The sequence below is a fragment of the Haloarcula salina genome (assembly GCF_049603855.1).
In the GTDB taxonomy this organism is placed as follows: Archaea; Halobacteriota; Halobacteria; order Halobacteriales; family Haloarculaceae; genus Haloarcula; species Haloarcula salina_A.
Genome location: NZ_CP187146.1, coordinates 880,865 through 893,102, shown reverse-complemented (window position 1 = coordinate 893,102; position 12,238 = coordinate 880,865). Strand labels below are relative to the sequence as shown.

Here is a 12,238-nt window from a genome sequence, read left to right as displayed (position 1 = left end):
TATAGAAAAGCCACCGGCGGGTACGACTCGCTATGGACGTTCCGTACGACCTCACCTCCTACATCCGCGTACTCAAACTGGCGAGTACGCCCTCGTGGGAGGAGTTCTCCCAGATCGCGAAAATCGCCGGCGCGGGCATCGCGCTGGTCGGACTGCTCGGGTTCATCATCTTCGCCATCATGACGTTCGTCCCAGGCAGCAAGCCGGTGTAAACAGATGAGTATCTACGCAGTCAAGACCACGGCCAGTCAGGAACGCACCGTCGCGGATATGATTATCTCGCGCGAGGAAGACGAGATCCACGCCGCACTCGCGCCGGACTCGCTGACCAGTTACGTCATGGTCGAGGCCGACAATCCGGCCGTCTTCGACCGCATCCTCGACGAGATCCCCCACGCCAACGGCGTGGTCCAGGGCGAGTCCTCGATGGCGGAGGTCGAGCACTTCCTCTCGCCGAAACCCGACGTGGAGGGGATCGCCGAGGGCGACATCGTCGAACTCATCGCCGGCCCGTTCAAGGGCGAGAAGGCGCAGGTCCAGCGCATCGACGAGGGCAAGGACCAGGTCACCGTCGAACTGTACGAGGCGACCGTCCCGATTCCGGTCACCGTCCGCGGCGACCAGATTCGCGTTCTCGATTCGGAAGAGCGGTAAGCGTCTGACGGGGCGACCCCGGTGGTTCGAAGCGTTCACTGACTCGCCCACATCCGCCTGCAGTACCGTCCCCACCTTGAGATTTCCCGACGTTTCGTGCGTACTGCTATTCTGCCTGCGTTCGAACGGATACTGGAATCGCGGATAGCATCGACACAAGGGTAGATTTCGAACCGCAGGCGAATCCCGAGGATCATGTTATATGAGCAATAAATACGGGTATCCACGTCGTTTGGACTGTATCAGCATGAGCGTTCTATTGGAGTTCACCGTCGCGAGCTCGGAGTTCCAACTGGGTCAGGTACTCGCACACCCTGCGAAGATGCACATCGAGATCGAACGGGTCGTGCCGATAGGGGACCAGGTCATGCCCTTCATCTGGGTGACCGGCGACGACCACGCTGGGTTCGAGAACGCGGTCCGAGATTCCCCCGGCGTCGGAGAACTGATCGCCCTCGATCGAATCGGCGATAGCTGCCTGTATCGACTCGAGTGGGAGCAGGCGAGGTCAGACATCGTCGACGGCATCGCGCTGGCGGAGGCGACCGTCCTCGAAGCGACCCGAGACGAGCAGTGGCTGTTCCGACTTCGCTTTGCCGACCACACCGGCCTCACCGAGTTTCACAACTACTGTACCGAACACGGGATTCCCATTCACGTCGAGCGGACCTACACCCTCAGCGAGGCGACCGACGAGCACCGCCAGTTCGATCTGACGGACGAACAGCGAGAGGCGCTCGTCCTGGCGTTGCGCCGCGGGTACTTCGCGACACCCCGAGAGACCAGTCTCGGCGACCTCGCCGACGAACTCGACATCTCACGACAGGCACTGTCGAACCGGATCCGTCGGAGTAACGAGAAGGTGCTCCAGACGGTGCTGATCTCGTCGTTCCCCGGCCTCGAGTGACACCCTGTTAGTAGGGTTGACCAGTCAACCACGTCTCGTAACCGGGGTGGACGGATACTGCAGTTATGTACCGCCGTCGCACTGGCCACGAAGAGTGCAGAACACGCCACGCGCAAGACACCCGTGAGGACGGATTCGATGACGAGTGACGGCAGCGACGAGACGAGGAGTATGGCGACGAAACCCGACGTGACGAGCGGCTACCGGTGGACGTGTCCATTCTGTGAGAAGTCACAGACGAACTACCTCAGCGGTGGCGAGGACGAAGCGTCGGTCGTCCAGGCACTGGAGGCCCACATCCGTGTCTCCGACGGCAAGGGACACGGTGAGGCACACACGATTCCCGAGGAAATAGACGCTGATTCGTTGACGAGCTACATCGTCGAGACTGACTGAGACGACCGTTTGCCTCTCACTACGACGACTAGGCGTCGCCTTCGAGGCGCTCGATGACCTCGTTCATGTTGGCGGCGGACTCCACGGACTCCTTGATCTGCTCGCGCCGGCGGACCTCGGCGGCAGAGGCGTCGTAGGCGCGGACGTACTCCGCGCGGGAGTGTTCGTCGAAGGCGTGCTTGATGGCGAAGTAGCCGTCGGGGACGACCGCGCCGCAGACCTTGCACTCGATACGGTCGTGTTCGACCGACTGGTGGACGATGAGTTCCTCGACGCGGTCGAACTGTCTGTCGTCCCCTTCGATGGCGCACTCCCAGCGTGGCATTTGCTCAGTGGCAGGCGGCGCGGGGGTAAAAACCTTGGCTGACACCTGTCAGACGGTTGCGATTCGGCGCGCCGAAACGGAAACCCCTAATGGCACTACGGCGATACCCTCGTCCGTGCAACGCGAGGGGTACGCCGTCGACATGCACGTGAAAGTGCTCGACGAGCGGGTTGTCGAGCGGGCCAAAGAGCGGGGGCTGGACGCGCTGGTGTACGCGCCGCACTTCACGCGCTTGCCCGAGATTCGCTCGCGAGCGACGGCGTTCTCCGACGACGAACTCACGGTCTTTCCCGCCCGGGAGCTGTTCACCGGGACCTGGCAGCAGCGCCGCCACGTGCTCGCCATCGGACTCGACGAGCCGGTACCGGACTTCATCACCCTGGAGGGGGCGATGGCGGAACTGGAGCGACAGGACGCCGCCGTTCTCGTCCCCCACCCAGGGTACCTGAACGTCAGCATGGGCCTCGAAGACATCGAGCGCTACGCCGACACCATCGACGCCATCGAGGTGTACAATCCCAAGCAGCTCTCCTATCACTGGGACCGGGCGCGGGCGTTCGCCGAGCGGACCGGCCACGAGACGTTCGCGTCGTCGTACGCGCACCTCCGGGGAACCGTCGGAGAGGTGTCCGTCGCGTTCGACGAGCGCCTCGACGACGCGGCGGCGCTGACCGGGGCGCTCAAGTCCGAGGCCAAACGGACGCTGATCCATCGAGACGGGCCGTCGCACGGACTACGGCGCGCGCTGGAGTGGGCGCACCTCGGCTTCGAGAACACCTGGGGGAAGTTCGACCGACTGATGCTGCAGGGGACGGAGCCGACCCACCCGGACCACGTCGCCTACGACGGGCGCTTCGACGACGTGAAGGTCTACTAGACGAGGAAGGCGCTGTTTTCGGCCACGAACGTACTGACGCTCGGCGGGAGATACTGCGGAAGCACGTGGATCAGCAGCGCCACCGCGGCGAGTTCGAACAGCGTGATGACCACGGTGACGATCTCGGCGTACTCGCTGGAGGTGGTCACGCCCGTCGGCGAGCCGTACTCCCGGTCCGAGAGCGGGTAGAACAGCGCGATTCCGCGGCGGGAGCCGAAGTAGTCGAGGACGTAGTGGGTGAGGACGCCGAGCCAGACCCACTGGAGGTTGCCGGCGTGGTACAGCGGGTGCGCGAGGAAGATCACGAGGACGGGGATGTTGTGCAGGGTCTTGCGGTGCTTGCCGAAGGCGGTGTCCACGTCGGGAAACAGCGCGCCGAGGACGACGGGGAGGAACACTTCGGCGATGGTCGCGAACGTCGTCACGTCGCCCGACGGGTCGAGGACGTACCCCAGACCGATGCTCAGGAGGACGGCGTTCAGTACGTGCCCGCGTTTGTTCATCTACCGGACGGTAACTGTCCCCGGTAAAAGGCCTTGCTACTCCCGTATGGCGGTTTCGAGGTCGGAGAGCGCCTGCGTCGCGATCCGGTCTTTGATCTCGCGGCGGTCGCCGTCGAACTCGTAGTGAGAGACGGTCACGCCCGACTCGTTGGTTTCCCACGGTGCGGCCTCGGCGACGGCGATGTAGACCGTTCCGACGGGCGTCGCGTCCGTGCCGCCGCCCGGGCCGGCGACGCCGGTCGTCGCCACGCCCCAGTCGGTCCCGGCGGTGTCGCGGACGCCCTGGGCCATCTCCGCGGCGACCGCCTCCGACACCGCGCCGTGGGCGTCGAGCGCCTCCCGGGAGACTGCAAGCAGTTCCTGTTTGGCCGCGTAGGAGTAGGTGACCAGCGAGCGATCGAAGTAGTCGCTCGATCCGGGCACGTCCGTGATCTTCGAGCCGACCAGTCCCCCGGTACAGGACTCGGCGACGGCGAGCGTCTCGTCGCGTTCTCTGAGGCGGTCGCCGACGCGCTCGCTGACGGGGCTGTCGGTCGCGTCGTCGTCCATACCCGGTGGTCGTCGCGCCCGCGAGATAAGCGTTCAGGTCAGGGCGCATACATTTCAGTGAGCGCGAACAAACGGTCGTATGAGCTATCAGACGACGATCGGCTGGTCACTCGTTTCCTCGGGGCTCGTGACGCTCGTGCTCTGGGCGCTACCCGGTTCGGACATCCTGTGGGGCCTGATCCTGCTCGCGCTGGGTGCGGTGACGCTGTACGTCCGGCAGTAGACGGAAAGACAGACGGTCCCCGCGCTCGGAGTGCGGCTATGGACTACGAGGAACCCCAGTTCTTCCGGGTCATGCAGTACGCGGCCCGTGCCGACCGGGACGTGGTCGACATGGTCTCGGGGAACCCCGACTGGGACCCGCCCGAGGGGCTCCGCGACGGCCTCAGGGACTACGCCGAGGCCGACGCCGACGACTACCAGTACCCACCGAGCGTCGGGCTCACCGAACTCAGGGACGAAATCGCCGCACGCAGGGGCGTCGACCGAAGCAGAGTGCTCGTCACGAACGGCGCGGGCGAGGCGAATCACCTGGCGATGACCGGTGGCCTCCACTACTTCGACGGCACCGAAGTGTTGCTCGCCGACCCCGTCTACCCCTACTATGCCGGACGCGCGAACTTCCTCGGCGCGGACCGCACGTTCGTCCCCGTCGCCGAGGACAACCGCCTCCGGCCCGCCGACGTGCGAGCGGCCGCGAGCGAGGACACCGCGGTCATCGTCGTCAACTCGCCGAACAACCCCACCGGCGCGGTGTACGGCGCGGACGCGATGGCCGAGTTCGCCGCCATCGCCGAGGAGAACGACGCCCTGCTGGTCAGCGACGAGGTGTACGACCACTTCGACTTCAGCGGCCGGTTCGCGTCGGCGCTCGACGCCGACTCGCCGAACGTCGTCGCCACCAACTCCTTCTCGAAGACGATGGCGATCACGGGCTTTCGCGTGGGCTACGCCGTCTTCCCGCCGGAGGACGGCCCCACCGGCGCGCTCTTAGAGCGGGCGCGCACCCAGCACATGCTGACGAACGTCACCGGCAGTCGGCCGGCGCAGTACGCCGTCCTGCGGGCCCTGGAGACGACGCAGCCGGGATACTACGCCGCCTGCCGACAGCGACTCGCACGGCGCGTCGACGCGTTCTGCGACGCGCTCGCGGCCGCCGGAGCGGAGTACAACCGCCCAGAGGGCGGGTTCTACGTGCTGGCGCGCTTCCCAGACTTCCCCGGAACGTTCGAGAACGTCTACGAACTGATCGACGAAGCCGGCGTCGCCGGGATGCCCGGCGAGGCGTTCGGCGAGTCCCGCGGCGACTGGATCCGCTTCGCGCTGGTGACGCCGCGGGTCGACGAGGCGGCCGCGCGGCTGGCGGCGTACTTCGAGTGAAAGAACGGCTGCGCGGCTCAGCCCAGTGACTCAGCCGAAGATCAGGTCGACGGCGTTCGCCCGGTCGAGCAGGTCCTCGTCGTAGTACTCCTCGGTCTGTGCGGGGTGGGCCTCGTCGATGGCCCGCACCGTCTTGACGGTGTTGGCGAAGTTCTTGTAGGTCGCCTCGTCGACCATCTGTCCGTCGACGACGACCGCGCCCGTGCCCTCGCGCTTGGCCTCGTTGAACGACTCGATCTTGTGGAGGTCGCGCTCCAGTTCCTCGGTCGTCGGCATGTGGATGCGGTTGGCCTGCTCGGTCTGCTTGGGATGCAGGGACCACGAGCCGTCGATGCCGATGGTCGCCTCGTGCTCGACCTGATCGGCGTAGCCCTCGGCGTTGTAGTAGGTCACGCCGGCGCGCTCGTGGAACAGCTGGTCGAAGGGGCCACCGATGGCGGCGACGCCGGCCGCGCTGGTCTCGTTCGAGAGCGCCTCCAGCAGGCCGTCCCAGCGTGGCCGCTCACCGTGAAGCGCGCGACCGCCGAGTTCGGCGGTGTAGTCGACCGGCCCGAAGACGAGCGCGGAGAGCCGCGAGTCGGCGGCGTACTGGCAGATCTCGCGGAGGTCCGAGCGAGCGCGTGCGGTCTCGAGGATGATCGCCAGATCCAGGCTGCCCTCGTCGAGGCCGGCGTCGCGCTCGGCGTCGGCGACGACCCCCGCGGCGTCGCGCACGTCGTCGAGGCGGCCCACCTTCGGGAAGACGAAGCCGTCGATGTGCTCGCCGACCTCGTCGGCGAGCCGCTCGACCTGTTCGACGCCGCGCTCGCAGGCGTCGGTGTCGTCGTAGGCCCACTCCACGCGCGGGAGGATGTCCCCGGCGAAGTCGGGCGCGTGATCGGGGACGTGCTCGACGATGTTGTCGACGGCCTCGCCTTTCATCGACGGGGCCGTCCCGTCCTCGATGTCGGGGACGAGCCAGTCGGGGGCCTGAAAGCCCTCGCTCGTCAGCCCCGAGCGGAGGAACTTCGCGCTGTCGTCGTTCGGAATCGCGGCCGGTGCGGTCTGGAAGGTGCGGCAGAGTCGTGTCATTGCGTGTCTCGCTGGATGAGTGCAGTTCGCCGGCCCGAGTAGACCGGGGTCTGGTCCTGGTTGAACGCGACGTGCTCGAAGGTGACCGCGCCGGCCCGGTCGGGGCCGGCGTCCGGGTCGGCGTCGAGGACGCGCGTGAAGCCGTAGATCGTGTCGCCGAGCGTAACGAAGTCGTGGAAGCGCTCGTCGGCGAAGCGCCGTTCGCGGTAGGTCGCCTCGTCGGAGCGAGCGTGCGCCAGCGCGACGGAGCGCGTCACGTCGCCGTACGCGACGATGTCGCCCGACGGGGAGTCCGCCATCTCGTCGCGGTTGTGGTGCTGGCGCGCGGTGTTGAGCGTCGCCAGCGGGAGGCCGGCGACGAGCTGGTCGTCCATCGTCCGCCCGCGCTCGTGGCGGTAGGCGACGGCGGCGTGTTCCTCGTGGGCGGTGTCGAGCGCCCGCCGGAAGTCCTCGAAGTGCTCGCCGTCGGGCGTGAGGAGCGTGTCGGGGAGCGTCGGGTCGCCCTCGTCTTGCTCGCCGACCGCGCCGCCGTCGGTCGCCGCCGGCTCTCGGCGCGGAATCATGTTCGTCCGCTCGTAGGTCACGAGCGTCTCGCCCGTCTCGCGGTCCCGTCCCTCCGTCTCCCACGTCACGATGCCGTACTTCGGCCGGGACGAGGAGGTCCGGGTGTCGACGACCGTCGAGGTGACGGCGAGCGACGTGCCCGCCGACGCCGGCCTGTGAAAGCGCACGTCGTCGCGCCCGAGGAAGTAGCCGCCCTTCTCGGAGAGGTCTTCGACGGTGATGCCCATGACGCAGGCGAGCAGGTAGTCCGGGTGGACGGGCACGTCCTCGTAGTCGCGCTCGCGGGCCGCGTCGGCCCGCCAGTACGCCGGGTCGTGATTGAGCGTCTGACCCATCCACTGCTCGCTGCCGTGCTGGGAGAGGCGCAGGCCGGGGTCGTGGACGAGTTCGTCGCCCTCGGCGAAGAACTCGAAGAAGTGGCCCTTCTCCCTGGTCTCGGCGCGGTCGAGCAGGGCGTCGAACGTCTCGGCGTCCGAGAGGTCCATCGCCTCGAAGTCGGTCCAGTCAGTCATCGGCCGGCACCTCCCGGGCGGCGTCTCGTCTGGCAAGCGCCCGCCGCATCTCGTTCGTGACGACCATGAAGCCCTCGTCGAAGCCCATCCCGGGCTTGGCGAGCACCTGCGCGGCGTCGGTCGCCAGCGCGACGTGGGCGCAGGCCCGCGCCGAGGTGACCGTCTCGTTGCAGGTTCCGCCGAGGTACGCGCGGGTGTCCGTGCCGTCGCAGTACAGGACCGCCTCGGCCGAGCGCTGGACGCCGCCGAGGTCCGGCGTCTTCACCTGGACCAGGTCGGCCGCGCCCGCGTCGACGAACGCCTGCACGTCCTCGAAGGTGTTACACCACTCGTCGGCGACGATATCGACTTCGACGCCGGCGTCGGCCAGTCCCTCGCGGAGTTCGGCCATCTCTGCGATCTGGTCCGCGCGGCCGCCCGCGTCCATCGGCCCCTCCACCTGCAGTGGGTAGGGAGCGGCGGCCTCCCCCAGCGTCTCGAAGTAGTCTGTCACTTCCGTCCGGTCGTACGGCGGGCCGAACACCTTCCCGAGGATACCGTACACGTCGACGTGGAAGCGCGGCGAGTACGAGTCGGGGCCGAGCGCGCCCGCCCGGTCCGAGAGCCACGCCAGGTACTCGCGCAGCCCCTCGCCGTCTTCGCCGACCTTCTCGACGCTGTTGAACAGGCCGTGGGGCAGCACCGGAACGCCCTTGATGAGCATCTTCTCGGCGTTGATGCGGCGCTCGTCGCCAGATTGCCCGAACACGGGGACCGGCGAGGTCGCCGGTTCGGTGTCGTAGGCGTCGGCGAGCACGTCCGTCGGCGTGACGCCCTGGGCCCGCGCGGCGGCGTTCAACAGCGCCTGCGAGACGCCGTAGCGCACCGCCGTGTGCAGTCGGTCACCGCCTGAGCGCTCGGGGCCCATCTCCTCGATGAGCGTGGCGTTCGCCCGGAACTGCGTCGCGTCCTGGCCGCGCAACGCGTCGGCGACCGGTCCCTCCACGACCGGGCGGTAGGCCTCGGCGCGGAACAGCGGGTCCCGGCCGCCGGCCCCGGAGTACTGGACCGCGGCGCAGTCGCCGGTCGCGACCGTGCCGTCCGCGAGTTCGAGTTCGACGATGAGCGCCTCGCCGGCCTCCCGAATGCGGTCGAACCCGTCGGTCACGGGCCGGCCGTCGTAGGCGAACCCGGACTGGGTCGCGCCCTCCTTGATGGCCCGCTGGTCGTCGAAGAAGAAGCCAGACAGGCCGGGAATCGTCCGAACGTCCTCAATCCGCATCGCTCGCACCCCCCGCGGGCTTGCCGTCGCCGGTCGGTCTCCCGATGAGTTTCCCGTCGCTGATGGCGTCCACGTCGTCGGCGACCATCCGGAACGACTGGTCGCGGCCCTCTGTCCGGGCGCGCTCGCCCAGTCGAGCCGCGTGGATCTCCTTGATGTCGTCCGGGAGCGCGAGGTCCGCGAACTCGAAGATGCGGACCCGGCCGTCGTCGTCTCGCGCCGGCAACACCGCGCCCTTCGCGGCGTCGCTCGGCGCGAACGGCACGTCCAGCGCGCCGCTGTCGAACGCGTCGATGACGCCGCGGGCGACGTCGCCGTCGCCGGCCGTGAGGATTGCCTCCATCAGCGCGTGGGTCGTGCGCTCGATCAGTCGCTGTTCCTCGTCTATCCCACCCAGGTCGATGTCCTGTTCGATCATCATATCGATGAGCTGTCTCGTCGTTCGCAGTCCGGCCGCGTTGGCCTCCTTCGTCGGCACGCCCTGGAACTCCTGGGGCGACTTCGTGATGACTTTGTCCGGCTTGGCGACGGCCGCCGTCGCGCCGCCGAGGCTGATGACGCCGTTGGCGCGGGCCTCGTCCGGCGGGAACCCGCCCATCCACTCGTGGAAGACGGTGGTCACCGTCACCTCGTCGGGCAGGTACTCGTTACCGAGCTTCCGCAGGGCGCGCAGCGCCGCCACGTCCTGCACGAGGTTTCCGACCTGTCCGTAGCCGAGCGTGAGCGAGCGGACACCCTGTGTGGCGGCGAGCTGGCCCTCGACGAGCATCACCGCGATGGCGATGCTCGGCGGGACGAGCGTTCCCGTCAGCGGGCCGAACGGCTCGCGGTTGATAGTGACGCCGCGCTCGGTGTACGCGCCACAGAGCCGGTCGACGAACTGCCAGTGCTCGATGGTCGTCGCCAGGTCGTGGCGCTTCGTGTACGGGATGTTGTACGAGATCGGGCCGCCCTCGAAGCTCTGGAAGCCACCGGCGAGGGTGACCATCGCGAGCAGTCGGGCGTCGGGCGTCCCGTGGCGCACCTCGACGGGTGCGTCGAGGGCGCGGATGAGCCGCCGGCAGTCCTCGACGCCGTGGTTCACCGCGGGGAAGCCGTTGAGTTCGTTCTCCTCGCTCCCGCGGGAGGCCGCCAGGCCCTCCTCGGCCTTCTCGTACTCGTTGTCGCGCGTGTACGAGTCGATGGTCGTCGGCAGGAGGTCCGCGCCGCCCTCGTCCTGCAGGTAGCGCAGGAGGTCGATCTGCTCTTCGAGGCAGGGAACCCCCGCGCGAGGCTGGAGGAGCGGTCTGTCGGCCGACTCCAGGACGGTGGCGAACTGCTTGGAGGGCGGCAGCGACTCGTGGAAGGCGATGGCCTCCTCGAAGTCCACCTGCCGGCCCGTGTGCCAGTTGTCCCGGAGGTCGTTTGCAATGCGCTGTAGCTGGTCGTCGCTGAGCCGCTCGTCAGTTGGCATGGTCACCCGTCAACCTTGATTTGCTCCGCCTCTGTGGTCGTCAGCTGGAGGTCGCTGCGGAGCCTCGCGATGGCCTCCTCTGGGTCGGTCTCCGCGTCGAAGACCCGATCGAAGCCCATCTCGCGGAAGGTCTCGCGCGTGTCCTCGAAGTCGTTCTGTCCGACGGCGAGGTTGCCGCCGACGTAGGTCAGCACGTCGAGGCCGGCCGCGTCGAGTTCCTCGTGGAGCCCCTCGCAGTCCTGCCGTGCGTGACCGTACAGCGAGGATACGAGTACCGCCTCGGCGTCGTGAGATTTCGCGGCGCTGACGAAGTCGTCCTGAGAGGTCTGGACCCCGAGGTTGATGACCTCGAAGCCCGCGGACGAGAGCGCCTGCTCGAGAATCGTGATACCGACGACGTGTGCGTCGGAGCCGATCACGCCGAGGATAACGGTCCGGGGCATGTACTACGTCGTGAACGGCGGGTGGGCATAAACCTAATGGTCTTTCATGATAATACGTCCTTATACGATTTATAATGAATTATCACAAGGGTTTAGGCCCCCGCCCGCTCGTGGTTTCGGTATGGGTGCGCTTGACGACCTGCGTGTGCTCGACCTCACGCAGGTCCTCGCCGGACCGTACTGTACGATGTTGCTCGCGGACATGGGCGCGGACGTGGTAAAGGTCGAGCGCCCCGGCGGCGACCTCATCCGGTCGAACCCGCCGTTCGTCACCGACCGCGAGCGCGAAGCCTACGGCGGCTACTTCCAGAGCGTCAACCGCGGGAAGCGCTCGCTGGAACTCGACCTGCGGACCGACGCCGACCGCGAGGCGTTCCTCTCGTTGGTCGAACGCGCCGACGTCGTCGTCGAGAACTTCAAGGCCGGGACGATGGAGAAGTTCGACTGCGGCTACGAGACGCTCCAAGAGCACAATCCAGAACTCGTCTACTCCTCCATCCGCGGCTTCGGCGACCCGCGAACCGGCGAGACCCACCGACAGGGCCAGCCCTCGTTCGACCTCATCGCGCAGGCGCTGGGCGGCGTCATGGAGATCACCGGCCAGCCGGACGGCCCGCCGACAAAGGTGGGCCCCGGCGTCGGCGACCTCTTCACCGCGGCGCTGAACGCCGTCGGCATCCTCGCCGCGGTCCACCACCGCGAGCGGACGGGAGAAGGGCAGTACGTCGACACAGCGATGTACGACTCGATGGTCTCGCTGTGCGAGCGGACGGTGTACCAGTACTCCTGTGACGGCGAGTCGCCGACCCGACAGGGCAACTCTCACCCGACGCTGTTCCCCTACGACTCCTTCGAGGCCGCGGACGGCCACGTCGTCATCGCGGCGTTCTCCGACGGCCACTGGGAGGCGCTGTGCGAGGCGATGGATCGGCCCGACCTCGCGGCCGACTACCCTGACGCCGGTAGCCGCATCAGGAACCGCGAGGCCCTGCGGGCCGAAATCGCGGCCTGGACAGAGACGGTCGAGACCGAGACCATGCTTGACCTGCTCGAAGGCCGGGTGCCCGCCGCACCGGTCCAGAACACCGCCGACATCTTCGAGGACCCACACATCCGCGACCGCGAGATGCTCGCCGACGTGGAGCAACCGGGCGCGGACGACCAGATGACCATCGCCGGCAGTCCGATCAAGATGACCGAGACGATGCCCGAACCGGGCGGGCGCGCGCCGCTGCTCGACGAACACCGAGACGAACTGCTATCGGAGATCGAGGAGACGACCGCGGGCCGCGTCGAAGGCGACGACTGAGCGACCGGTCGCCAGTCTGCGGCAATTTTCACCA

At 67.5% G+C, this 12,238-nt stretch carries 16 protein-coding genes; 8 read left to right on the top strand and 8 right to left on the bottom strand.

All coding sequences use genetic code 11. The features are described from left to right. Positions 1–32: 32 nt before the first annotated feature. The 4 genes from ACOZ4I_RS04560 (at position 33) to ACOZ4I_RS04545 (ending at position 1,957) form a co-directional block, all read left to right on the top strand. Positions 33–212, top strand: a complete 180-nt coding sequence (locus tag ACOZ4I_RS04560; protein ID WP_424003473.1) for a protein translocase SEC61 complex subunit gamma — start codon at positions 33–35, stop codon at positions 210–212. 4 nt (positions 213–216) lie between these two features. Further along, positions 217–654, top strand: a complete 438-nt coding sequence (locus tag ACOZ4I_RS04555) for a transcription elongation factor Spt5 (protein ID WP_162411887.1) — start codon at positions 217–219, stop codon at positions 652–654. A 247-nt stretch (positions 655–901) separates the two neighbouring features. Continuing rightward, entirely contained in the window at positions 902–1,561 is a 660-nt protein-coding gene (locus tag ACOZ4I_RS04550; RefSeq protein ID WP_424003471.1) for a helix-turn-helix domain-containing protein, read from the top strand. A 138-nt stretch (positions 1,562–1,699) separates the two neighbouring features. Next, the gene (locus ACOZ4I_RS04545; protein WP_424003469.1) at positions 1,700–1,957 is read left to right on the top strand and encodes a hypothetical protein; all 258 of its coding nucleotides are present in this window, start codon (positions 1,700–1,702) and stop codon (positions 1,955–1,957) included. 28 nt (positions 1,958–1,985) lie between these two features. On the opposite strand, the gene ACOZ4I_RS04540 is transcribed toward ACOZ4I_RS04545, so the two are convergent. Then, positions 1,986–2,282: a DUF7565 family protein gene (locus tag ACOZ4I_RS04540; RefSeq protein WP_424003467.1), complete on the bottom strand. Its 297-nt coding sequence runs from the start codon at positions 2,280–2,282 to the stop codon at positions 1,986–1,988. A gap of 115 nt (positions 2,283–2,397) precedes the next feature. Here ACOZ4I_RS04540 and ACOZ4I_RS04535 point away from each other — a divergent pair, with 115 nt between their 5' ends. Continuing rightward, positions 2,398–3,159: a PHP-associated domain-containing protein gene (locus ACOZ4I_RS04535; RefSeq protein WP_424003465.1), complete on the top strand. Its 762-nt coding sequence runs from the start codon at positions 2,398–2,400 to the stop codon at positions 3,157–3,159. Here ACOZ4I_RS04535 and ACOZ4I_RS04530 read toward each other — a convergent pair. Beyond that, positions 3,156–3,662 (bottom strand): metal-dependent hydrolase, encoded by a 507-nt coding sequence (locus ACOZ4I_RS04530; RefSeq protein WP_424003463.1) that lies wholly within the window; start codon positions 3,660–3,662, stop codon positions 3,156–3,158. The genes ACOZ4I_RS04535 and ACOZ4I_RS04530 overlap by 4 nt on opposite strands. A gap of 36 nt (positions 3,663–3,698) precedes the next feature. Then, positions 3,699–4,211 (bottom strand): CinA family protein, encoded by a 513-nt coding sequence (locus ACOZ4I_RS04525; RefSeq protein WP_424003461.1) that lies wholly within the window; start codon positions 4,209–4,211, stop codon positions 3,699–3,701. 79 nt (positions 4,212–4,290) lie between these two features. Between ACOZ4I_RS04525 and ACOZ4I_RS04520 the strand changes: the two genes are divergently transcribed. Beyond that, a complete protein-coding gene (locus tag ACOZ4I_RS04520; RefSeq protein WP_424003460.1) occupies positions 4,291–4,434 on the top strand; it encodes a hypothetical protein in 144 nt (47 codons plus the stop codon). Positions 4,435–4,472: 38 nt separating this feature from the next. Further along, entirely contained in the window at positions 4,473–5,591 is a 1,119-nt protein-coding gene (locus tag ACOZ4I_RS04515; protein ID WP_424003459.1) for a pyridoxal phosphate-dependent aminotransferase, read from the top strand. 30 nt (positions 5,592–5,621) lie between these two features. Here the strand turns inward: ACOZ4I_RS04515 and citE are convergent, their stop codons facing one another. Genes citE through glmS form a run of 5 tightly spaced genes read right to left on the bottom strand, consistent with a single transcriptional unit; the run spans position 5,622 to position 10,895 of the window. Further along, a complete protein-coding gene (gene citE / locus ACOZ4I_RS04510) occupies positions 5,622–6,662 on the bottom strand; it encodes an L-malyl-CoA/beta-methylmalyl-CoA lyase (RefSeq protein WP_424003457.1) in 1,041 nt (346 codons plus the stop codon). After that, positions 6,659–7,738, bottom strand: coding sequence for a 2-methylfumaryl-CoA hydratase (gene mch, locus ACOZ4I_RS04505; protein WP_424003455.1), 1,080 nt, complete (start codon positions 7,736–7,738; stop codon positions 6,659–6,661). Before mch ends, citE begins: the two co-directional genes overlap by 4 nt. Beyond that, positions 7,731–8,999 carry a methylaspartate ammonia-lyase gene (locus tag ACOZ4I_RS04500; protein WP_424003453.1) on the bottom strand — a complete coding sequence of 423 codons (1,269 nt, stop codon included), beginning with the start codon at positions 8,997–8,999 and terminating at the stop codon, positions 7,731–7,733. Before ACOZ4I_RS04500 ends, mch begins: the two co-directional genes overlap by 8 nt. Then, positions 8,989–10,452 carry a methylaspartate mutase subunit E gene (locus tag ACOZ4I_RS04495; RefSeq protein WP_424003451.1) on the bottom strand — a complete coding sequence of 488 codons (1,464 nt, stop codon included), beginning with the start codon at positions 10,450–10,452 and terminating at the stop codon, positions 8,989–8,991. The genes ACOZ4I_RS04500 and ACOZ4I_RS04495 overlap by 11 nt, the downstream gene beginning before the upstream one ends. Positions 10,453–10,454: 2 nt before the next feature. Then, positions 10,455–10,895 (bottom strand): methylaspartate mutase subunit S, encoded by a 441-nt coding sequence (gene glmS / locus ACOZ4I_RS04490; protein ID WP_424003449.1) that lies wholly within the window; start codon positions 10,893–10,895, stop codon positions 10,455–10,457. 121 nt (positions 10,896–11,016) lie between these two features. On the opposite strand from glmS, the gene mct reads away from it, so the two are divergent. Beyond that, positions 11,017–12,204: a succinyl-CoA:mesaconate CoA-transferase gene (gene mct / locus ACOZ4I_RS04485; protein WP_424003447.1), complete on the top strand. Its 1,188-nt coding sequence runs from the start codon at positions 11,017–11,019 to the stop codon at positions 12,202–12,204. Positions 12,205–12,238 lie beyond the last annotated feature (34 nt).